Genomic DNA, 21,424 nt, shown 5'->3' with positions numbered 1-21,424 from the left:
GGATTCCCTTTTTGTTGGGATTGTGATTCAAGATCATTGCTGGTGAGGAGGCCAGCAATGATGGCGCGACCTCTTTCTCTTGATTTACGCCAGCGCGTCGCCGCCGCTTTGGCCGGAGGCATGACGGTGCGGGCGGCCGCCTTGCGCTTTGGGATATCGGCGGCGACGGCGGTGCGGATCGGCCAGCTCGACCGGTCCGGCCGCGGTTTGGCGCCGGCCAAGATGGGGGGCCATGTCAAACCCATGCTGCGGGGCGCGGCGGCCGATGAGGTTCACCGCCGACTGGCGGCCAAAACCGATTGGACGGTGCGGGCGCTTGCCGCCGATCTGAAGGCGGCCGGGATCGATGTCTCGCATGACACCGTTTGGCGGTTTCTGCGCCGCGAAGGCAAGACATTTAAAAAAAACGCTGATCGCCAGCGAGCAGGACAGGCCGAAGGTGGCGCGCTTCCGAAGCCGCTGGAAGACCCATCAACATCGACTTGATCCGCGCCGCCTGGTGTTCGTTGACGAAACCTGGGTCAAAACCAACATGACGCGCAGCCGCGGCTGGTGTCAGCGCGGCCAGCCGCTGATCGCCAGAATACCGCATGGCCATTGGAAGACGCTGACCTTCCTCGCCGGGCTGCGTCACGACCGCATCGTCGCACCCTTCGTGCTCGACGGCCCGATCAACGGCATTGCCTTCACCGCCTGGGTCGAGCAATGCCTGGCGCCAACCCTCAACCCCGGGGATATCGTCATCCTCGACAATCTCGGCAGCCACAAGGGCAAGCCGGCGCGCAGCGCCATCCGCGACGCCGGCGCCCATCTGTTCTTCCTGCCGCCCTACAGCCCCGACCTCAATCCGATCGAGATGATGTTCGCCAAACTCAAGACCCTGCTGCGCAAGGCCGACGAGCGTAGCGTCGAGGCGACATGGCGGCGCGTCGGCGAAGCTCTCAAGGCGTTCAGCCCGCACGAATGCGCCGCCTATCTCAGGCATGCAGGATACGTTTCAACGTAGGTCTGACAGACTCTAGTCGACGATGTGGTAGCCGCCGTCGACGTAAAGCACCTGGCCGGTTATCAGTCGCGCCGCGTCGTGGGCGAGAAACGCGGTCGCCATGCCGACGTCGTCGACGTCGACGAGTTCGTGGGCCGGTGCCTTCAGCTTCGTCTTTTCGAGCAGCGCGTCGAATTCCGGGATACCGGAAGCGGCTCGGGTGGCAAGCGCGCCCGGCGAGATGGCGTGGACGCGAATGCCCTTGGGGCCAAGCTCGGCCGCCATATAGCGCACCGCGCTTTCCAGCGCCGCCTTGGCGACGCCCATTATGTTGTAGTTCTCCACCACCACCTGTGACCCGTAATAGGTCATCGTGAAAAGTGTCCCACCGTTCTTCATAAGCGGCTCCGCGAGTTGGGCCATGCGGATGAAGGACCAGCAGGATATCTCCATCGTCGTCAGAAACCCCTCGCGCGGCGCATCGGTCACGCGCCCGCCGAGCGTGTCTCTCGGGGAGTAGGCGATCGAGTGGACGAGGAAGTCGAGCTCTCCCCAGGTATCGGCGATCCGCTCGAAGACTGCCTCGATCTGGCCGGGTACCGCAATGTCCAGCGGCAGGAAGATCGGGACGTCGAGCTCGCGTGCCAGCGGCTCGACATGTGGCTTTGCCTTTTCGTTGAGATACGTCACTGCGAGTTCCGCGCCCAAGGCACGAAATGCGCGGGCGCAACCCCAGGCGATAGAGCGATCGTTGGCAATTCCGACGATCAGGCCCTTTCGGCCTTCGAGAAGCTTGGCCTTGACAGTCGGGATGGACATGGGGCGGTCTCCAGTCAGGCGTTGGGAGCGCTGATGAGCGCCAGGGTGTGCCGCGCGATCATCAGCTCTTCATCGGTTGGAAGGACATGAATGGCCACCCGGCTCTTGGCCGTAGAGATCAACGCGGCGCCGGCCTCGTTCGCCACCGGATCAAGCTCTGCCCCGAGCCAGGCGAGGCCTTCGACGATACGCGCGCGGATCGGGGGCGAGTTCTCGCCGACGCCCGCTGTGAAGACGAAGGCATCGACCCCTCCCAGCGCCGCCGCGAGCATCCCGGCATTGAGCACGCATCGATAAACGAAATGCGCGATGGCGAGCGCGGCATTAGGATCGGTGCTCGCCAGAAGGTCTCGCATGTCGCTGGAAAAGCCGGACAGACCTTTGAGCCCGGCGTCGTGATAAAGGAGATCCGAGACCGCCTGAGCAGTCATCCCCTTCTCCATGATCAGATAGAGGACGACACCCGGATCAAGCTGGCCCGGCCGAGTTCCCATCGGCAGGCCATCGAGCGCGGTAAAGCCCATCGTGTTTTCGATACTACGGCCGTCCCGCAACGCGCACATTGAAGCGCCGCTGCCGAGGTGGGCGACGATGACGCGGGCCGCCTGCGGCGCCACCTCGCGTAGCCGCTCGGCAATATATTCGTATGAAAGTCCGTGAAAGCCGTAGCGCCGAATGCCCTGATCGTAGAAGGCCCTTGGCAAGGCGTAACAATCGGTGTGCTTGGCGTGGCTGCGGTGAAAGGCAGTGTCGAAACAGGCGACCTGCGGCACATCCGGATTGATCTCCATCGCAAGACGGATCGGCGCCAGGTTGTTCGGCTGATGCAAAGGTGCGAGGTCCTGGTAGCTGGCAAGGCGGTCGAGGACCGCCGCATCGATCAGAACGGGCCGCGCGTAGTCGGGACCGCCGTGCACAACCCGGTGCCCGACCGCCCGCAACTCGAAGCCCTCCAGCGTCAGGAGCCAGCGTCTAGCCTCGTCAATGGCGGCCGGAAGATCGTGAATGGCCCTCGCGTCATAGGTCCGGTCGATGAGCCCGGTGCCGTCGGCCGCCGTCGCCTGCAGACGCGGCCGTGTGCCGATACCGTCGATCTTCCCGCGAATCTGACGCGTCAAGTCCATGCCGGAGATGCCGAAAACCTGGAACTTCAGGCTCGATGAACCGGCGTTGACGACAAGGAGCGCGTCCATGGCGCTACACCGCTTCCACTTGCGCGGCCCGGCGCCGCGCCGCGTAGAGCGCCGCGACAGCGCAGGATGCGAGGCGCGTGCGCACCGAATCCGCCCGCGAGGTGAGCACGATCGGCACACGGGCGCCAAGGACGATGCCGGCGGCGTCGGCATGGGTGAGGAAAGTCAGGTTCTTGGCGAGCATGTTCCCGGCTTCGAGATCCGGCACCACGAGGATCTGGGCGTGGCCGGCAACCGGCGAATTTATACCCTTGATGCGCGCCGCTTCCGGATCAATCGCGTTGTCGAAGGCGAGTGGTCCTTCAAGCAGGCCGCCGGTGATCTGGCCGCGTTCGGCCATCTTGCACAGCGCCGCGGCCTCGATCGTCGAGGGGATCTTTGCGGTCACCGTCTCGACCGCCGAAAGAATGGCAACGCGGGGCTCGCCGAGCCCGATCGTGACCCAGAGATCGATTGCGTTCTGCACGATGTCGCGCTTGGCCTCGAGATTGGGGAAGATGTTGATCGCGGCATCCGTGATGAAGAGCGTCTCGGCGTGGCCGGGCACGTCCATGACGAAGACGTGGCTGATCCGCCGCTCGGTTCGCAGGCCCGTGGCAGAGGCGGCGACCTCGTGCATCAGCTCGTCGGTATGCAGGCTACCCTTCATCAGGAGCTCGCCCCTGCCCTCGCGGATCAATGCGACCGCCTTGGCGGCCGCTGCGTGGCTGTGCGGCACATCGATGATTTCCCACCGCCCGAGATCGAGCCGGTGTTCCGCCGCCACGTTGCGGATCTTTGCTTCCGGTCCGACCAGTATGGGTGTGATCAGCCCCGTCTCGGCGGCTTCGATGGCGCCGCTCAGCGAGGTTTCATCGCAAGGATGCGCCACGATGGTGACCGCGGGAGCCTCGGCTCGTGCGGCCGCGATCAGGCGGTCATATTTGGACGGCTGGGTCGCCAGCGTGGTCACCTCGGACACTCGGAACTCCTTCCCCAATCAGGATGCGTTGCGATCATGTGCGGTCTTGTGCACCACCAGAGGTACTGGCGCATGATCGCTCAGGTCGAAAAGCGCTGTCACGCTATGCAGCCGCTCGGCGGCAATGCCAGTCAGCGGTCCGGGAGCCTCCAGGACCTCTCGAAGGGCGGCAAAGGCAGCGCGGCGTTCCTCGATTTTCTCCGGCAGCAATTTTGGAATGGCCGCAAGCGCCGCCTCCTCGTCTACGAGCAACATGAAATACTGCGTGCGCATAAGTGCCTTGAACTCGGCAAGCGTCAATTGCTTGGCGGAGGGATGAGCGCGCCGAAGCCGGCGAACCGCCTCGAAACCACGCTCATCGACCCTGCCGCGCGCCATGCCGACAAAAAGCAGCGCCCGCGCGAGTGCCTCTCGAAGCCCGCCCTTGGCCATGTCAGCTTTGAGCGCCACGATCCTGTTCTCCAGGAGCGCGTGGTGCAGGAGGTTCTTTGCCGCCTTGCGCGGAGGGCGGTCGGACTCCGTGTCGATACCGAGCGCCGCTTGCAAGGCGGGCGCGCCATAGACCGCGTGAAACGTCTGCTCCGAAAGGTGCTCGACCATCTGACGCCAAGCTTCCAACCCGTCGACGACCTGCCGGGACATGTTCTCTTGCAGAGCCAGGAGCGGGTTGTCGGGTGCCGCTGGTTGGCGCGCATCGCGAACGGCCCCGGCGGCCGCCTCGATCCAGGCCATGACCGGATTGCTTGGACCGAAGACTTCGTATTGCAGGCGCAGCGGGTGCATGCTGCGCATCGCCTCCGCCATCTGCGGCGTCACCATCGCCTTGATCCAGGGCTGCAGGTAAGTACGGTAAAGCGCGAGATTGACCTCGGACACCCGGGCGGCCGCGGCGAAGCGGCGGTCGTCGTCGATGTCGTTGCCGCCGAAGGCGCGGATATCGTCGAGCGTGCGCGCCTCGCAGCGCATGACCCACTCGCCGGTGACCAGATCCGGATTCTCTACAGCCGGTCCCACCGGCTGCAGCACTGCCTCGTAAAGGCCGGGCGGCAGCACGTCGATCAGGTCGATATTCGACGCGAACTCGTCGTGTTCCTTGCGGGCGACACCCGCGGAAACGAAGATGCCGAGATGGCCGATCTTCTCGTGCACCGTGTAGACGATGGTCTGGCCGTGTGCGCGGATCTCGTCGACGTTGTCGTACAGATCCAGGATCCAGTCGAGCGCCTGCGCCGGCGGGGTGATGTTGTCTCCCTTCGAGCAGAAGACGACGATCGGCGAACGGATGTTGCGCATATCGATCGTCGTGCCGTCGGAGGTCTGGATCTCGCCCGCGGCAAGCTTGTTGCCGACGAAGAGCTCATCGACGATGAACTGCATCTCCTCAGCGTTCAGCCTCACATGCCCGCCCCACCAGCGCTCGAAGCCGAGATAGCGTCCGGCCTCGGTGTCTATCTTGGAATAGAGGTTGTATTGCTTGGTCCAGAGCGTGTTGGCGGGGTTCTGGTTCTCGAAGTTCTGCACCAGCCAGGCGCCATCGAATATGCCGGCGCCAAGATCGCCGGTGAGCGCGGTCAGCCAGCTGCCGCCGAGCAGGCCTCCCGAATAGCGCATCGGATACTGGCCCCGGACACCCGCCCAATAGGAAAGCGGCGCGCCCGCGATGATGATCGGCCCGAACAGTTCCGGGCGCAAAGAGGCAAGGATCATCACGGCCCAACCAGCCTGGCAGTTGCCGATGACGCAGGGCTTGCCATCGGCATCGGGGTGGCGGGCAATCACTGTTTCGAGGAAACCCGCCTCAGCGCGGGTGATATCCTCGATGGTCTGGCCCGGCACCGGCTCGGGAAGGAAGCCGATGAAATAACAGGCGTGCCCCGCCTTCATCGCGACGCCGATCTCGCTGTCTGCCTTGAAGCCGCCAATGCCGGGTCCGTGGCCGGCGCGCGGATCGACAACGACAAACGGCCTTTTCAATGGATCGATCATCGCGTCGGCGGGCGGCACGATCCGGACGAGCGCATAATTGACGGGACGATCGAGCTTGCGGCCATCGCAGACGAGTTCTGCTTCGTAATCAAGCACATGAGGTGCGGTACGCGCGGCTTGCTCTTCGTATTGGATGCCGCGCTGACGCATGACGTCCAGAAACAGGATGGAGCGTTGCCAGGCATCGAGCGCATAAGCGTAGGCATCGGCAAAGGTCGGCAGGGTCGGGACGGTGGATTGCTCAGGCATAATCTCCACTCCTCGGCGCGATCGAAGGTCGGTTTCATTCCCGCTTGCAGATTAACAGCAACGTTCTTGTCGAGTGTTGATCCGCATCAAAGAAGGCAAGTGGCAGGGCCGCACATTATCCGTTGTTGTGGACCCTGCGGCTGTCATTGTCTCACGAGTCCGAAGAGCGCGGGGACGCCTTGTTACCGCGATTTGACATGTCGCGCGAACGGGTAGTCTGCTGCGCCACTTCATATCCGCCCGAACTTTTCGGACAGTCCCAAATGCTTAGGCGATAACATTGCACTGAAAGACAACATCAGCAAGACAGCCCTTGAAAATCGGCGCGTTGCTTGCCAATTGGGGCAAACAAATCAAGGAGGTTTGCAACGCGATGAGTGAAGTCGAAATGTCCGTCGAAAAACATGTCTTCGAAGCCGATGTGGCGCGGCTGCTCCATTTGATGGTGCACTCGGTCTACTCGGACAAGAACATCTTCCTTCGCGAACTGATTTCGAATGCGGCGGATGCCTGCGAGAAGCTGCGCTACGAAGCGATCGTCGCACCTGAGCTGCTCGCCAACGATCCTGCACCACGCATTACTTTGACGCTGGATGAGGAAAAGGCGCGCCTCGTCGTTGAGGACAACGGCATTGGCATGAGCCGTGACGAACTGGTCGAATCCCTCGGCACCATCGCACGTTCCGGCACGCGCGCATTCATGGAGCGGATCGAGGCAGCACAGGGCAAGGAAGGCGCACAGCTCATCGGCCAGTTCGGCGTCGGTTTCTATTCTGCCTTCATGGTGGCCGACAATGTCGACGTCGTCTCCCGCCGTGCCGGCTCGGACAAGGCCTGGCATTGGGCGTCCGACGGAAAGGGCAGCTACACAGTTTCCGCAGTCGAACTTTCCGATGCTCCGGCGCGCGGTACGCGGATCACGCTGCACCTCATGGACGATGCCAAGACTTACACGTCGCGCTGGACCGTCGAGCGGATCGTCAAGGAACAGTCCGGCCATGTGCCCGTACCGATCTCGATCGTGGAGAAGCCCGGCGAAGAGCCCGCCCAAGTCGCGGACGGCACGGCGCTCTGGACCAAACAGAAGAGTGAGATTTCCAAGGAAGATTACGCGGATTTCTACCGCAGCGTCGCCGGCCAGTATGACGAACCGGCCGCGACCGTTCACTTCCGGGCAGAAGGCCGGCACGAATATACGGCGCTCGCCTTCGTGCCGGGGTCCAAGCCGTTCGATCTCTTCGACCCCGATCGCAAGGGACGGATGAAACTCTACGTCAAGCGCGTCTTCATCACGGACGAGGCGGAATTGCTGCCGCGCTACCTGCGGTTCGTGCGCGGCCTCATCGACACGGCCGATCTGCCCCTCAATGTCTCGCGCGAGATGATCCAGGAGAGCCCGCTGCTCGCCAGCATCCGCAAGGGGCTGACAAACCGGGTGCTGACCAGCATCGAGAAACTCGCGGAAAGCGAGCCGGAAACCTTCGCCAAGCTCTGGGAAAACTTCGGCAGCGTCATCAAGGAAGGCATCTACGAGGATTTCGAGCGGCGGGGGCAGCTCATCGCGCTTTCGCGTTTCCGCACCACCGCGTCGGACGACAAGCCGCGCGCCCTGAGCGACTATGTCAAGGACATGAAGGACGGGCAGACGGCGATCTACTACCTGACCGGCGACAACCTTGCCCAATTGAAAGCCTCGCCGCAGCTCGAAGGATTCCGCGCCCGCGGCATCGAAGTGTTGCTGCTTACCGACCCGGTTGACAGCTTCTGGGTGACCTCGGCGCCGGATTTCGAAGGCAAGCCGTTCAAGTCGATCACGCAAGGGGCCGCCGATCTCGCCGGTATCGCGAAGCAGGACGCCGACGGTACGACCTCCGCGGAGACGAGCCAGACCGTCGCCGAATTCGTGACCTTTGCCAAGGCGGCGCTCGGCGACGCGGTCTCTGACGTGAGGACCTCGGAGCGACTGACGGAAAGCGCGGTCTGCCTCGTTGCGCCGGAGCACGGACCGGATCGCCAGCTCGAGAAGATGCTGCAGGGAGCCGGCCGCATCGACGGCGCGGCAAAGCCGATCCTGGAGATCAATCCCGGCCACAGCCTGATCGCCGCCATCGCTGCCTGCCCCGCCGAGGATGCAGCATTCCGCGAGGACGCCGTAAAGCTCCTGCTCGACCAGGCGCGCGTTCTCGACGGCGACAAGCCGGAAGATCCGCGCGCCTTTGCCGAGCGGCTGTCGAGGGTGTTCAGCCGGGCTTTGAAGAGTTAAGAAACTTAGCGGACATGCCCTCATCCGGCTTGCCGGCCACCTTCTCCCCGCAAGCGGGGCGAAGGGACAAGCGGCAGCGCCCGCGCTAGTCTAAAATCCCCTCTCCCCGCGCGCGGGGAGAGGGTTAGTCCTCGGGTTAAACCCGAGGAGAGGGGCAAAACTGCGATCTTGCGACGCGAGCCTAGCCGGGTCTCACCCTTTCGCTTTCGGCCTCAGGCCGATCTCGGACAGCACCTCTTCCGTATGCTCCCCAAGCCGGGGTACGCCGCGCTCGAGTGCGAGCGAAGCTCCGGAGAAGCGAAGCGGAGTCCTGACGCCCGGCGACGTACCGGCCGCCGCGCCGGTGTGCGGCGTATCCACCCGCATCTGTCGGTGAAGGATCTGCGGATCGGCAAAAACGTCCGCGACGGTGTTGATCGGACCGCCCGGCACGCCTGCGGCTTCGAGTTTTGCCAGGAGCGCATCCCGCGCAAACTTCGCCGTCTCTGCCGCGAGCTCCGGCGTGAGCGTATCGCGATGCTGCACGCGACCGGCATTGGTCAGGTATCGCTCGTCTGACGCCAGGTCCGCTCGGCCGAGCACGTCGCAGAATTTGACGAACTGCCGGTCGTTTCCGACGGCGACGATGAGATGCCCGTCGGCGGTCGGAAAGACCTGGTACGGCGCAATGTTCGGATGCGCATTGCCAAGACGCCGCGGCGCCTTGCCCGAGACGAGAAAATTCAGCGCCTGATTGGCGAGTACACCGGTCATGCAATCGAGCAGCGCCATGTCGATCTGCTGCCCCTCGCCCGTGCGTTCGCGCTGCGCAAGCGCCGCCTGGACGGCAATCACACCGTAAAGCCCGGTAAAAATGTCGGCGAAGGCCACTCCGATCTTCTGCGGCTCGCGATCCGGCTCACCGGTGAGATCCATGATCCCGCTCATGCCCTGGACGATGTAGTCGTAGCCGGCGCGATGGGCATAGGGGCCGTCCTGGCCGAAGCCGGTCACGGAACAATAGATGAGCCGAGGGTTGACCTTCCTCAGGTTCTCATAGTCGAGCCCATATTTGGCGAGACCACCGACCTTGAAGTTTTCGAGGAGCACGTCCGATTGCGCCGCCAGCCGCCGTACCGCCTCCTGCCCCTCTTCCGTCGTGAAGTCGAGCACGACCGAGCGCTTGCCCCGGTTGCAGGCATGGAAATAGGCTGCGTCGAGCTTCTCGCCACCTTCGCCTTCGACGAAGGGCGGTCCCCAGGTTCGGGTATCGTCGCCTGCCGGGCTTTCGACCTTGATGACGTCGGCGCCAAGATCGGCGAGTGTCTGGCCAATCCAGGGGCCAGCCAGAATGCGGGCGAGTTCGAGAACGCGAATACCCTTCAGCGGCGTTTCCATGACGACACTCAGAAGAACGCCTGCAGCCCGGTCTGGGCGCGGCCGAGGATCAGCGCATGCACGTCATGCGTTCCCTCGTAGGTGTTGACGGTCTCCAGGTTCAGCATATGACGCATGACCTGGTATTCCTCGGAAATGCCATTGCCGCCGTGCATGTCGCGGGCCATCCGGGCGATATCGAGCGCCTTGCCGCAATTGTTGCGCTTGACGATCGAGATCATTTCCGGGGCCATCCGGCCGTCGTCCATCAGCCTGCCGACGCGGAGCGATCCCTGCAGCCCCAGTGTGATCTCGGTCTGCATGTCCGCCAGCTTCTTCTGGAAAAGCTGGGTCTGGGCAAGCGGACGATTGAACTGCTTGCGATCGAGCCCGTATTGACGGGCCGCGTGCCAGCAGAATTCGGCCGCACCGAGCGCGCCCCACGAGATGCCGTAGCGGGCGCGATTAAGGCAGCCGAAGGGACCTTTGAGCCCCTCCACATTCGGCAGCAGTGCATCCTCGCCGACCTCAACATTGTCGAGAACGATCTCGCCGGTGATCGACGCGCGGAGCGACAGCTTGCCGGCGATCTTCGGCGCCGAAAGCCCTTTCATGCCCTTTTCCAGCACAAAGCCGCGGATCGCGTTTCCATGGGCCTCCGACTTCGCCCAGACGACGAACACATCGGCAAGCGGTGCGTTGGAAATCCACATTTTCGAGCCGATCAGACGATAGCCGCCATCGGTCCTCATCGCCCGCGTCTTCATTCCGGCGGGATCGGATCCGGCGTCCGGCTCGGTCAGGCCAAAGCAGCCGATCCATTCGCCGCTGATAAGCTTCGGAAGATACTTCCGCTTCTGATCCTCCGAACCGTAGGCGAAGATCGGATAAATCACGAGCGACGACTGCACGCTCATCATCGAGCGATAGCCCGAATCGACCCGTTCGACTTCACGGGCGACGAGGCCGTAGGCGACATAGGACGCGCCGACGCCGCCGTAGGTGTCCGGCACGGTGACACCGAGCAAGCCGAGGTCGCCCATTTCGCGGAAGATCGCCGGGTCGGTCTTTTCCTCGCGATAAGCTTCGATCACGCGCGGCTGCAGCTTCTCCTGGGCGTAGGCGCGCGCCGTATCGCGGATCATCCGCTCGTCTTCGCTCAGTTGATCCTCGAGCAGAAACGGATCGTCCCATTGGAACTCAAACTTTTCGGCCATCTCTCTCTCCCGTCGTATTTTTCCGCCTGTGGTTATGGCAAGCGGGTGCAAGTGTTTCAAACGAAATTGAGGCACTGCCTCATGCGTCTGGGGAATGGACCTTGCGCCCGAGGCGGTTCTGCTGATTATTCGCAAACGCGATACAGAGATCGACACACCCGCCGCCATGACCAACAATCGCCTCGAACGTTTTGCCCACAATCTCGACTGGAATCTGCTGCGCACCTTCGTCGTTGTCGTCGAGGAGGGCAGCATCACGGCCGCGGCCAACCGGCTGCTTCTGCAGCAGCCCGCCGTCAGCATGGCGTTGAAGCGGCTGGAGCAGACCGTCGGCCAGAAGCTGATCGACCGGAGGCCGGGCCGCTTCAATCTGACGGAAGCGGGTGAGAAATTGCACGGCCAGTGCCGGGACATCTTCGCGGCGGTGGTCCGTCTGCCCAATGTGCTGGAGACCGCGGGCGAAGAGGTGACCGGCCATCTCAATATCCATTCGGTCAGCCATGCCCACAATCCGGCCTGGGATCGCAAGCTCGACACTTTCTTCCGAATGCATCCGAAAGTGACACTGTCGGTGACGATCGCGACGACCGTCGATGTGCTCAGCGCCGTCGAGCGCAACATCGCCACGATGGGCCTTTGCGACGGCAACATTCCTGGAGGACTGAACAAGAGCTTCCATATCCGCGAGCGGTACGCACTTTATTGCGGGCGCGGCCATCCGCTGTTCGGTGTCGACGGCGTCGATTTCAACGACCTCCGGGGCAACCCTTACATCGCCTTCATCGCCGATGTCCTTGGCGGGCAGCACATGAATTCGGTGACCGCCGTTCGCGCGATCGGCTCCTTCGGCCAAAAGGTCCGGGGCGTTTCCTGCAACGTCGAGGAGGTCATGCGGCTGATTTCCGCCAATGTCGGAATCGGCATGCTGCCGGATCATCTCGCAGGCCCTGCAGTCAAGGCCGGGCAGCTATGGCAGTTGCCGCCCTACAGCGATCTTCCGACGACGGACGTCTTTCGAATCTCGAACCCCAACTCGATCCTCAATCCGGCGGAAGCAGCCTTCCTCGCGCATGTCGCGGACACGGAACCGCTGGATCACTGCCTAAATCATCATCAAGATTGATAACGACATTTCCGACTATAAATTTGAACGACCCCGACGGTCTCCTTATTGTCCGCCAACGACCTGAGGAGCCGAAAACATGCGTAAATACGATGTGGTCATCATTGGCGGTGGAATCGCCGGCTTGTCGCTCGCCCATTTCCTGAGCCAGCACCGGTCGGTTGCCGTCATCGAACGCGAGAACGCGCTTGGCTACCACAGCACCGGCCGCTCCGCCGCCGAGTTCGTCCTGAGGTACAACGCGCCGGAAGTGTGCGCGCTGGCGAGGATCGCCAAAGACTTCTTTGATCGACCGCCGCAAGGCTTCACCGATGTGCCCCTCTTGAAGCAGCGCGGCGGAGTCATGATCGCCAGCGCCAACAAGATCGGGCGGTTCGAAACGGTTCTGGCCGAGGAACGGGCGTTGGCGCCGGAAATAGAACGTCTGACACCGGAAGAGGCCGTGTCCCGCATTCCGATCCTCAAGCCCGAATACGTTGCAGCCGCATACTATGACCCGAATTTCTGGGACATCGAGGTGGAAAACCTGCTTCAGGGCTACCTCAGGGGCGCGCGGCGGAATGGAAGTGACGTCCTGGAACGCCATGAAATCCTGTCGGCCGAACGCGATGGAGGCGCCTGGATCCTGACGACGGCCGGCGGTGAAATCAGCGCGAAGGTCGTCGTCAATGCCGCCGGTGCCTGGGCGGATCCGGTCGCGGCGCTCTTCGGCGTCGACCCGATCGGCATCGTACCGCATCGCCGCACCGCCATTACCGTCGATCTCCCGGACGGCGTGGACGCGACAACCTTGCCGGAAATCAACGAGATAGACGAGGATTTTTACATGAAGCCGGAAGGCGGGCGGCTGCTCGCCTCTCCAGCGGACGCCACACCTTGCGAGCCGTCCGATGTCCAGCCTGAGGAGATCGATGTCGCCTGGGCTGCACACTACGTTGAGGAAGCCACCACCATCTCCGTGCGGCGGATCGCAAAGAGCTGGGCGGGCCTTCGCAGCTTTTCCGCCGACAAGCTGCCCGTCGTCGGCTTTGCGCCAGGGCGATCGGATTTCTTCTGGCTTGCGGGCCAGGGCGGCTACGGCATCCTTACATCACCGTCGCTGGGCCAGCTTGCGGCAAACCTGCTGATCGACACGCCCTTGCCCGAGGCGTTTCGACGTGAGGCGCTCGATCCCCGATCCTTCTCCCCGGCCCGCTTCCAAAAGTAGCGACGGCATCAATTAGATCCCGGCAAATCCTTCTTCGTCGATGTCGCCGGCGCCCAGCGCTACGAACTGGTCCAAGAGCCACGAAGCGGCCGGCCCCGGCGGCGTGTCTCGCCGCCAGACGCCGGCGAAACGATAGATCCCGCCATTGTGGTCAGGAATGGCCAGTCGCATAAGCGTGCCGTCGTCGAGATCGGGCTGGACCAAAGGCAGCGGCATGTTGCCCCAGCCAAGCCCTTGGCGCAGCAGCGCGTGTTTCGCGCCGAGATCGGCGAGCCTCCACGTGCGGGGACTGAGCACCGCGAAGTCCTGCCCCTCGGTCAAAGGAGAGCGGTCCGTCAAGACGAGCTGGACATGGTTGCGCGCCTCCCCAGGCTCGATTCTCTGCATGCGCCCGAGCGGGTGGTCGGGCGCAGCCACCGGCACCGTCGCCACCGCCCCTGCCGCAACACAACTCACCCCTTCAACGGCCGTTGCCAGTGGGCCGGAAATGCCGATGATCGCCTTCCGTTCGAGCACCGCCGCAGTAACCGCGCCCAGGGCCTCGACATGCAGGCACAGCGAAACCGTCGGAAACGCCTCGGCGAAGGCGTGCAGCGCCTTTCCAATCCTCTCCGCCGGCAGCATCACGTCGACGGCGAGGTTCACTTCCGCCTCCAACCCGTCGAGCAGCCCCTTCACCTTGGCGCGCAGGCCGTCGACGCCTTGCGCCAGGGCCCGCGCCTCGGCGAGCACCGTACGTCCTGCAGCCGTCAGCTTGGGCTTGCGCGTGCCGTCGCGTTCGAACAATTCGAGCCCGAGCTGCGCTTCCAGATTGGCGATGCCGTAACTGACGACGGAGACGGCGCGATTGAGGTTGCGCGCCGCGGCTGCAAAACTCCCAGCATCGACCACGGCCAGAAACACGCGAAGTTGCTCGAAAGTTGGCGTGCCGGGATTGGACATATTTCAACTTTCTCGAACAAATATGTCACAATTATCCCACTTTCTAAGAAAGCCTGCAAGCCTGTATACACGATCGAAACGACAAGGCCGCCAAGGAATTACCGAGCCGGAGAGTAAGAGAGTCGGACTGCTCGCCCGGTGCTATCGGGCTAGCAAGGAGTACAATGCGAGACTGCGTGCAAGTCATATCCGCCGACACAAAAAGGGATCGCAGAAGGAGACGCTGCTCTGGGCAAGCCATTTCCGAAGGCCGGCCGGCCTCAGCATTGGACGAATGAAGGGAGGAAGCTCATGTCAATCGGACCGCAAGTGACCGTTCTTCGATCAGATTCTGTATCGGTTGCTCATGTTCGCAGCCAACATGTTGTCAAGAAGGAGAGCATCGCAATCCCGAATTCGGACGCGTTCAGCACGATCGTTCAACTTCGCCCCTTCAAGGACCATCGTTTGTGGCGAAATGGACGGCTGGTGCATAACGGAAGCCACGCGCAAGGAGCATTGTCGATCACGCATCTTGCCGAGGATTGGCGTTGCGAACACCGCTCCCCGTTCGACAACATACGATTTACGATCGACCGACACGTCTTGCGAGACTTCTTGCTGGACAATGGAAGGGCCGATCTCCCTCCCTTAAAGTGCGAGTCCGGGCAGATCGATCCGGTGATGTATCACCTTGGCCAAGCACTCCTGCCTGCCCTTGCAAATCCGGGGAACGCCGACAAGCTATATGTGGACCACATACTGCTCGCTTTTCAGGCTCATCTTGTAAGTCGTTACGGTGGCGTTGATCTCGCACCGACCCGGCAATACGGCCTTTCCAGACGTCAATTGGCAGCCGCAACGGCATATCTTGCGGAACACGCGTCGCGCAAAATATCAATGAACGAGGTCGCGTCGATATGCGATCTGTCCACAAGCCACTTCATCCGGGCATTCAAGAAATCGACGGGGCGCACGCCGCACCGGTGGCTGACCGAATACCGTATACAAAAAGCGCAAACCTTGCTCCTGGGTGAGGCGCCCATTGCCGAGATCGCGGTCAGTTGCGGCTTCACCGATCAAAGCCATCTGACGCACGTCTTCTCGTCCATTTGTGATGTCTCGCCAGCCGCTTGGCGGCGTGTGCAGCGCAATGGCGTCCACCGGTCGTCAATTGCTGATGGACAGTGCGTTCCCGGTGACAAGCCTTCGCGTCGTAACCAGACCAAGCCATAATTTAAGGGTGGGTCGTGAGCAGCTGTCCGCAGGAAGGATGATCACTCACGAAACCGGCGGATAGAGTGGCACTCGCGTGTCTTCTTACCGATCAACAAGCCGCAGAGAATACAATGAAATCAAGCATAAGATCTTACGAACCATACCTCCTGAGCCTCCTGCGCATCGTCTCGGCGCTGGTCCTTTTCAGTTATGGCACACAGAAGATCCTCAAATTTCCGATGTCCGACGGCGGCCCGCCGCCCGGCTCCCTGCCCTGGATCGCCGGGCTCTTTGAGTTGGTGCTCGGCTTCCTTGTGCTCATCGGGCTCAAGACCCGCATCGCTGCATTCGTGCTTTCCGGTGTCATGGCCTTCGCCTATTTCCTCAGGCACGCTCCGCAAGGCTTCTATCCTGCCCAGAACGGCGGCGTAGCCGCGATCCTCTTCTGCTTCATATTTCTTTACCTGACTGCGGCCGGCGCCGGACCTTTGAGCGTCGACGCACATCACCAACAAACCAAAACCCCATAACCCCATAGGAGTTTCCGACCGATGACGGACACATCGCTCTTCTCAGGCGTCATCGGCTGTTCACAGGCAGCTGTTCGAACGACGATTGCGAAGTCGATGAAGAAACATCACCGTCCGAGCATTTTTCGACAATGAACGCAGTTATCTACAATCAGCATTCACGCGCACGTACTAGCTTGATGTCCGTGCGGTAAATTAATGGAGGGCTCAATGCCGAACGCCACGCCGACCCCCGGTTCTCTTCTGGTATCGCCGAAGGACCATGCGCTGATCATGATCGATTTCCAGTCGCAAATGGCCTTTGCGACCAAGTCTATCGATGCGGTGCAACTACGCAACAACGCCGCACTGGTGGCACACGCCGCTGCGGGCTTCAAGGTGCCGACGATCCTCACGACCGTCGCCGAAAAAAGCTTCTCGGGCCCGATGTTCGGCGAGATCACCGAGGCCTTCGAAGGCCAGGCGCTGCTCGACCGCACCTCGATGAACACCTGGGAGGACGCAGCGGTGATCGAGGAGGTCAACCGCATCGGCAAGCCACGGCTGGTCTTCTGTGGACTGTGGACCTCCGTCTGCATCGTCGGGCCGACGCTCTCGGCGCTCGACCAAGGGTTTGAAGTCTATGTGATCGCCGACGCCTGTGGCGATGTCTCGGAAGAGGCCCATGAACGCGCCATGGAACGCATGGTCCAGGCCGGCGTCAGGCCGATGACCTCGCTGCAATATATGCTGGAGCTGCAGCGCGATTGGGCGCGCACCGAGACCTACGACATGACGACCGGTATCGCCAAAAGGTTTGGCGGCGCCTATGGCCTCGGTATCATCTACGCCAAGACCATGTTCGGTGCGTCCGAAGGACACTGAACGCTTCCGGCTGCTTCAACCGTTCCGTCCGCATCGGGCGGAACGGCTCATCTCGCCGAAAGGACCATGCCGATGAAAATGTACCTGATATCGCTCGGCACCGGGCTGCTCGTGGGCGTCATTTACAGCCTGCTCAACGTTCGTTCGCCAGCTCCACCGGTGATCGCACTGATTGGGCTCCTGGGCATGCTCATCGGCGAGCAGGCAGTGCCGGTCGCCAAACGCCTGATGTCGGGCAATCCGGTGAACGTTTCCTGGCTCAACAGCCGCTGCGTCCCGCATGTTTTCGGGGAACTGCCGACCGGAGTCGACAGTAAGGATATGCCCGACCAACCATCGACGCGGGAGATCGGCTGATGCCGACCCGTCGCGGCTTTCTGGGAGCAGCGTCCGTGCTGGCGCTTCCAGGCCTATTTTCGCCGGCGCACGCCGCCGATCCCGCATCGATTTCTGGAGACAAGCCAATGAGCGCCGATCTTATCCTCCATCATGGCCTTGTGACCACGCTCGACCGGACGAACCCGAACGCAACCGCCGTCGCCGTGAAGGACGGCAAGTTTCTTGCCGTCGGCGAAGACAGCGAGATCATGGCGCTCGCCGGGCCCGACACGAAGATTATCGACCTCAAGGGCCGGCGCGTATTGCCCGGCCTAATCGACAACCACACCCATGTCGTCCGCGGTGGCCTGAACTACAATATGGAGCTGCGCTGGGACGGCGTCCGCTCACTTGCCGATGCGATGGATATGCTGAACCGGCAAGTGGCGATTACGCCGGCGCCGCAATGGGTGCGCGTCGTCGGCGGCTTCACCGAGCACCAGTTCGAGGAAAAGCGCCTGCCGACGCTCGAAGAGATCAACGCGGTCGCGCCCGACACGCCGGTCTTCCTGCTGCATCTTTACGATCGCGCGCTTCTGAACGCCGCCGCACTGCGTGCCGTCGGTTATACCAGGGAAACGCCGAACCCGCCGGGTGGCGAGATCGCCCGCGATGCCAACGGCAACCCGACCGGTATGCTCATTGCCAGGCCGAACGCCGGCATTCTCTATGCGACCCTTGCCAAAGGCCCCAAGCTGCCCTTCGAATACCAGGTCAACTCCACCCGCCACTTCATGCGCGAACTCAACCGTCTGGGCGTCACTGGCGTGATCGATGCGGGCGGCGGTTTCCAGAACTATCCGGATGACTATGCGGTGATCCAGAAGCTCGCCGACGACGGCCAGATGACCGTGCGGCTTGCCTACAATCTCTTCACCCAGAAGCCGAAGCAGGAAAAGGACGATTTCCTCAACTGGACGAAGTCGGTCAAATACAAGCAGGGCGACGACTATTTCCGCCACAACGGCGCCGGCGAGATGCTTGTCTTTTCGGCCGCCGACTTCGAGGACTTCCGCGAGCCGCGGCCCGACATGCCGCCGGAGATGGAGGGGGAACTCGAGGCCGTCGTGCGCATCCTTGCCGAGAACCGCTGGCCCTGGCGCCTGCATGCGACCTATGACGAGACGATCTCGCGCGCACTCGATGTCTTCGAAAAGGTCAATCAGGACATCCCTCTCGATGGCCTCAACTGGTTCTTCGATCACGCCGAAACGATCTCCGAGCGCTCGATCGACCGCATCGCCGCTCTCGGCGGCGGCATCGCCGTCCAGCACCGTATGGCCTATCAGGGCGAGTATTTCGTCGAGCGCTACGGTCTCGGCGCGGCCGAGGCTACGCCGCCGGTCGCGCGTATGCTGGAAAAGGGCGTCAAGACGTCGGCGGGTACCGACGCCACGCGCGTCGCCTCCTACAATCCCTGGGTCTCGCTTTCCTGGATGATCACCGGCCGCACCGTCGGGGGAATGCGCATCTATCCGCAGCGCAATTGTCTCGACCGCGAAACGGCGCTCAGGATGTGGACCGAAAACGTCACCTGGTTCTCCAACGAGGAGGGCAAGAAGGGTCGCATCGAGAAAGGCCAGTTCGCAGACTTCATCGTCCCGGACAAGGACTTCTTCGCCTGTGCCGAGGACGAGATTTCGTTCCTGACCTCCGACCTGACGGTCGTCGGCGGCAAGGTCGTCTATGCGGCGGGCACCTTTGCCGACTATGACGAAAGCAACGTGCCACCGGCCATGCCCGACTGGTCTCCGGTCAGAACCTACGCGGGCTACGCCGCCTGGGGCGAACCGGAGGGCGCCGGCAAGCGCTCGCTGCGCCGGACGGCGATCGCCACTTGCGGCTGCGCCAACAATTGCGGTGTCCACGGCCATGATCATGCCGGCGCCTGGACGTCCAAGCTGCCGGTCGCCGATCTCAAGGGTTTCTGGGGCGCACTCGGCTGTTCCTGCTGGGCCGTCTGACCACGGGAGGCATGATGAACGCGACTTCAACATTCGAAAGGCGGCTCGCGGCTCGCGCGAGGCCGCTCTTCGCCGCGCCGGCTTTGCGGTGGGTGGCGCTGCTCGCCCTTTGTTCCGCCTATATCCAGGGGCCCGTGACGAAGATCTTCGACTTCGGCGGGGCGATTGCCGAGATGAACCATTTCGGCCTGCATCCCGCGCCCTTCTTCGCCGTGGCGGTGATCGTCTTCGAACTCGCCGCCTCAGCCATGATACTGAGCGGCTTCTTCCGCTGGCTCGCAGCACTTGCACTTGCCGCCTTCACATTGGCGGCGACTTTCGTCGCCCTGCGCTTCTGGGAGCTCGCCCCAGGACAGGAACGTCTCATGGCGACGAATGCGTTCTTCGAGCATCTGGGCCTCGTCGGCGCATTCCTGATCGTCGCATGGCAGGACCTTCATGACCGGAGGTCCGGTCAGCCATGACGGATGCGGCCGCCCATTCCAGCGGCTTCGCTCCGCTTCGTCAGAAGGTCTTCGCGACGCTCTGGGTTGCGACCGTTATCGGCAATACAGGCAGCTTCATCCGCGATGTCGCAAGCGCGTGGCTGGTGACCGACCTTTCGCCCGCGCCCGCCGCCGTCGCCACGATCCAGGCGGCCGGCACGCTGCCGATCTTCCTCCTGGCGATCCCGGCGGGTGTGCTGTCGGACATCCTCGACCGCCGCAAATTTCTGATCGTCATCCAGCTGATGCTCGCCTGCGTCAGCGTCTGTCTCCTGCTCCTCTCGGCGACCGGCTTGCAGTCGGTGAGTTCCCTGATTGCGCTAACCTTCGCGGGCGGCGTCGGGGCTGCGCTGATGGCGCCGACCTGGCAGGCGATCGTGCCCGAACTCGTCGAGAAGAAGGACGTCAAGAGCGCCGTCGCACTGAATTCGCTAGGGATCAACATCGCGCGGTCGATCGGACCCGCGGTCGGCGGGGTGCTGCTCGCCTGGTTCGGCGCAGCCGTGACCTACGGCGTCGACGTCATCAGCTATCTCTTTGTCATCAGTGCGCTCGTCTGGTGGAAACGCCCATCGGAGGCCGAAGACGCACTGTCGGAGAAATTCGCCGGGGCCTTCCGGGCCGGCCTGCGCTACGCCAAGGCAAGCCACGAGCTTCACGTTGTGTTGCTACGGGCGGCCGCATTCTTCGCATTCTCGAGCGCGGTATGGGCGCTCCTGCCTCTGGTCGCCCGCAATCTCCTTGGCGGCGATGCCGGCTATTACGGCATTCTGCTCGGCGCGGTCGGCGCCGGTGCGATCGGTGGTGCCGTTCTGATGCCGACGTTACGCGCCCGCTTTAATGCGGACACCCTTCTTCTTGGCGCCGCAGGCGTGACGGCTACAGTCATGACAGGCCTCTCGTTCGCGCCCCCGCAATGGCTGGCGCCCGTGGTGCTTCTCGCCCTCGGTGCCGCCTGGATTACTGCCCTGACGACACTCAACGGCGCCGCGCAATCGATCCTGCCGAACTGGGTGCGCGGCCGTTCGCTCGCTGTCTACCTGACCGTGTTCAACGGCGCGATGACCGCCGGCAGCCTCATTTGGGGTGTTGTCGCCGAGGCGGCCGGTGTTCCGCTCACTTTGTTGATCGGCGCTGCCGGCCTGTTCGCCGTCGGCCTCCTCTTTCATCCGCTCAAGCTTCCGAGGGGCGAGGCCGATCTCGTCGCGTCGAACCATTGGCCCGAGCCGCTGACGGCCGAGCCCGTCGAGAATGACCGGGGCCCGGTGATGATCCTCATCGAGTACCGGGTCGCAAGAGCCGACAGGGATGGATTTCTCAACGCCCTCCATCGCCTGTCGCAGGAGCGGCGGCGCGACGGCGCCTATAGCTGGGGTGTGACGGAAGATGCGGCCGAACCGGAACGGATCGTCGAATGGTTCATGGTCGAGTCCTGGGCCGAGCACCTCAGACAGCATCGGCGGGTGTCAAAGGCGGACGCCGATGTCCAGCAGGAGGTTCTGCGCTTCCAGCAGGGACCGGAGGCGCCGGTCGTGCGCCACTTCCTCGCCGTAAACCGCTCACGCGCCAATCGTCGTAGTTAGATGCGCGCCGGCATTGAAACGGTTCTAGCGCGCGCGTCGTGTCCAATCGGACGCATGCGACGCGCTCTTGGCTCTGCTTTTATGCAAGTCGTTGTCCAAAAGCCGCTGCACACTTTTGGGCG

Annotated in this window: 18 protein-coding genes; 11 read left to right on the top strand and 7 right to left on the bottom strand. The window is 62.7% G+C overall.

Translation table 11 applies throughout. From position 1 onward, the window contains the following. The first annotated feature begins 60 nt into the window (after positions 1-60). Positions 61-1,006 (top strand): IS630 family transposase gene (locus tag GHK62_RS06290; RefSeq protein WP_167528167.1). Its coding sequence is split into 2 segments (ribosomal slippage): positions 61-399 and positions 401-1,006, totalling 945 coding nucleotides; the frame shifts between segments, so codons are not numbered across the junction. Between the two features lie 12 nt (positions 1,007-1,018). On the opposite strand, the gene fabI is transcribed toward GHK62_RS06290, so the two are convergent. Genes fabI through GHK62_RS06270 form a run of 4 tightly spaced genes read right to left on the bottom strand, consistent with a single transcriptional unit; the run spans position 1,019 to position 6,193 of the window. After that, positions 1,019-1,804: an enoyl-ACP reductase FabI gene (gene fabI, locus GHK62_RS06285; RefSeq protein WP_153437463.1), complete on the bottom strand. Its 786-nt coding sequence runs from the start codon at positions 1,802-1,804 to the stop codon at positions 1,019-1,021. Between the two features lie 14 nt (positions 1,805-1,818). Then, positions 1,819-2,997, bottom strand: coding sequence for an acetate/propionate family kinase (locus GHK62_RS06280; protein ID WP_153437462.1), 1,179 nt, complete (start codon positions 2,995-2,997; stop codon positions 1,819-1,821). Positions 2,998-3,001: 4 nt separating this feature from the next. Continuing rightward, on the bottom strand, positions 3,002-3,958 hold the full coding sequence (locus GHK62_RS06275) for a phosphate acetyltransferase (RefSeq protein WP_184108666.1): 957 nt from the start codon (positions 3,956-3,958) through the stop codon (positions 3,002-3,004). An 18-nt stretch (positions 3,959-3,976) separates the two neighbouring features. Beyond that, a complete protein-coding gene (locus GHK62_RS06270; protein WP_153437460.1) occupies positions 3,977-6,193 on the bottom strand; it encodes a DUF3141 domain-containing protein in 2,217 nt (738 codons plus the stop codon). Positions 6,194-6,566: 373 nt separating this feature from the next. Here GHK62_RS06270 and htpG point away from each other — a divergent pair, with 373 nt between their 5' ends. Next, on the top strand, positions 6,567-8,456 hold the full coding sequence (htpG, locus tag GHK62_RS06265) for a molecular chaperone HtpG (protein WP_153437459.1): 1,890 nt from the start codon (positions 6,567-6,569) through the stop codon (positions 8,454-8,456). Positions 8,457-8,648: 192 nt separating this feature from the next. On the opposite strand, the gene GHK62_RS06260 is transcribed toward htpG, so the two are convergent. Continuing rightward, complete coding sequence (locus GHK62_RS06260) at positions 8,649-9,833, bottom strand: CaiB/BaiF CoA transferase family protein (RefSeq protein ID WP_153437458.1); 1,185 nt, start codon at positions 9,831-9,833, stop codon at positions 8,649-8,651. 8 nt (positions 9,834-9,841) lie between these two features. Then, positions 9,842-11,029, bottom strand: coding sequence for an acyl-CoA dehydrogenase (locus GHK62_RS06255; RefSeq protein ID WP_153437457.1), 1,188 nt, complete (start codon positions 11,027-11,029; stop codon positions 9,842-9,844). 166 nt (positions 11,030-11,195) lie between these two features. Between GHK62_RS06255 and GHK62_RS06250 the strand changes: the two genes are divergently transcribed. Continuing rightward, positions 11,196-12,152: a LysR family transcriptional regulator gene (locus tag GHK62_RS06250; protein ID WP_153437470.1), complete on the top strand. Its 957-nt coding sequence runs from the start codon at positions 11,196-11,198 to the stop codon at positions 12,150-12,152. A 79-nt stretch (positions 12,153-12,231) separates the two neighbouring features. After that, the gene (locus GHK62_RS06245) at positions 12,232-13,359 is read left to right on the top strand and encodes an NAD(P)/FAD-dependent oxidoreductase (RefSeq protein WP_153437456.1); all 1,128 of its coding nucleotides are present in this window, start codon (positions 12,232-12,234) and stop codon (positions 13,357-13,359) included. A gap of 12 nt (positions 13,360-13,371) precedes the next feature. Here the strand turns inward: GHK62_RS06245 and GHK62_RS06240 are convergent, their stop codons facing one another. Further along, entirely contained in the window at positions 13,372-14,301 is a 930-nt protein-coding gene (locus tag GHK62_RS06240) for a LysR family transcriptional regulator (RefSeq protein WP_153437455.1), read from the bottom strand. Between the two features lie 291 nt (positions 14,302-14,592). Here GHK62_RS06240 and GHK62_RS06235 point away from each other — a divergent pair, with 291 nt between their 5' ends. The 7 genes from GHK62_RS06235 (at position 14,593) to GHK62_RS06205 (ending at position 21,302) form a co-directional block, all read left to right on the top strand. Continuing rightward, entirely contained in the window at positions 14,593-15,516 is a 924-nt protein-coding gene (locus GHK62_RS06235; protein ID WP_153437454.1) for an AraC family transcriptional regulator, read from the top strand. A gap of 113 nt (positions 15,517-15,629) precedes the next feature. Beyond that, positions 15,630-16,028: a DoxX family protein gene (locus GHK62_RS06230; RefSeq protein WP_153437453.1), complete on the top strand. Its 399-nt coding sequence runs from the start codon at positions 15,630-15,632 to the stop codon at positions 16,026-16,028. A gap of 210 nt (positions 16,029-16,238) precedes the next feature. Next, complete coding sequence (locus GHK62_RS06225; RefSeq protein WP_153437452.1) at positions 16,239-16,892, top strand: hydrolase; 654 nt, start codon at positions 16,239-16,241, stop codon at positions 16,890-16,892. A gap of 72 nt (positions 16,893-16,964) precedes the next feature. Next, the gene (locus tag GHK62_RS06220) at positions 16,965-17,249 is read left to right on the top strand and encodes a XapX domain-containing protein (protein WP_153437451.1); all 285 of its coding nucleotides are present in this window, start codon (positions 16,965-16,967) and stop codon (positions 17,247-17,249) included. After that, positions 17,249-19,234 (top strand): amidohydrolase, encoded by a 1,986-nt coding sequence (locus GHK62_RS06215; RefSeq protein WP_153437450.1) that lies wholly within the window; start codon positions 17,249-17,251, stop codon positions 19,232-19,234. Before GHK62_RS06220 ends, GHK62_RS06215 begins: the two co-directional genes overlap by 1 nt. Positions 19,235-19,248: 14 nt before the next feature. Then, entirely contained in the window at positions 19,249-19,698 is a 450-nt protein-coding gene (locus GHK62_RS06210) for a DoxX family protein (RefSeq protein ID WP_153437449.1), read from the top strand. Beyond that, positions 19,695-21,302 (top strand): MFS transporter, encoded by a 1,608-nt coding sequence (locus GHK62_RS06205; protein WP_153437448.1) that lies wholly within the window; start codon positions 19,695-19,697, stop codon positions 21,300-21,302. Before GHK62_RS06210 ends, GHK62_RS06205 begins: the two co-directional genes overlap by 4 nt. Positions 21,303-21,424: the final 122 nt, after the last annotated feature.

It is taken from the genome of Sinorhizobium terangae (assembly GCF_009601505.1).
In the GTDB taxonomy this organism is placed as follows: domain Bacteria; phylum Pseudomonadota; class Alphaproteobacteria; order Rhizobiales; family Rhizobiaceae; genus Sinorhizobium; species Sinorhizobium terangae.
Note: the sequence above shows the minus strand (reverse complement) of the source record. Positions and strands in the feature narration are given on the sequence as shown.

Excerpts from the sequence above, each read along its gene's own strand:
- fabI (WP_153437463.1), bottom strand. The coding sequence starts at position 1,804 with ATGTCCATCCCGACTGTCAAGGCCAAGCTTCTCGAAGGCCGAAAGGGC.
- GHK62_RS06280 (WP_153437462.1), bottom strand. The coding sequence starts at position 2,997 with ATGGACGCGCTCCTTGTCGTCAACGCCGGTTCATCGAGCCTGAAGTTC.
- GHK62_RS06270 (WP_153437460.1), bottom strand. The coding sequence starts at position 6,193 with ATGCCTGAGCAATCCACCGTCCCGACCCTGCCGACCTTTGCCGATGCC.
- htpG (WP_153437459.1), top strand. The coding sequence starts at position 6,567 with ATGAGTGAAGTCGAAATGTCCGTCGAAAAACATGTCTTCGAAGCCGAT.
- GHK62_RS06260 (WP_153437458.1), bottom strand. The coding sequence starts at position 9,833 with ATGGAAACGCCGCTGAAGGGTATTCGCGTTCTCGAACTCGCCCGCATT.
- GHK62_RS06255 (WP_153437457.1), bottom strand. The coding sequence starts at position 11,029 with ATGGCCGAAAAGTTTGAGTTCCAATGGGACGATCCGTTTCTGCTCGAG.
- GHK62_RS06250 (WP_153437470.1), top strand. The coding sequence starts at position 11,196 with ATGACCAACAATCGCCTCGAACGTTTTGCCCACAATCTCGACTGGAAT.
- GHK62_RS06245 (WP_153437456.1), top strand. The coding sequence starts at position 12,232 with ATGCGTAAATACGATGTGGTCATCATTGGCGGTGGAATCGCCGGCTTG.
- GHK62_RS06240 (WP_153437455.1), bottom strand. The coding sequence starts at position 14,301 with ATGTCCAATCCCGGCACGCCAACTTTCGAGCAACTTCGCGTGTTTCTG.
- GHK62_RS06235 (WP_153437454.1), top strand. The coding sequence starts at position 14,593 with ATGTCAATCGGACCGCAAGTGACCGTTCTTCGATCAGATTCTGTATCG.
- GHK62_RS06230 (WP_153437453.1), top strand. The coding sequence starts at position 15,630 with ATGAAATCAAGCATAAGATCTTACGAACCATACCTCCTGAGCCTCCTG.
- GHK62_RS06225 (WP_153437452.1), top strand. The coding sequence starts at position 16,239 with ATGCCGAACGCCACGCCGACCCCCGGTTCTCTTCTGGTATCGCCGAAG.
- GHK62_RS06220 (WP_153437451.1), top strand. The coding sequence starts at position 16,965 with ATGAAAATGTACCTGATATCGCTCGGCACCGGGCTGCTCGTGGGCGTC.
- GHK62_RS06215 (WP_153437450.1), top strand. The coding sequence starts at position 17,249 with ATGCCGACCCGTCGCGGCTTTCTGGGAGCAGCGTCCGTGCTGGCGCTT.
- GHK62_RS06210 (WP_153437449.1), top strand. The coding sequence starts at position 19,249 with ATGAACGCGACTTCAACATTCGAAAGGCGGCTCGCGGCTCGCGCGAGG.
- GHK62_RS06205 (WP_153437448.1), top strand. The coding sequence starts at position 19,695 with ATGACGGATGCGGCCGCCCATTCCAGCGGCTTCGCTCCGCTTCGTCAG.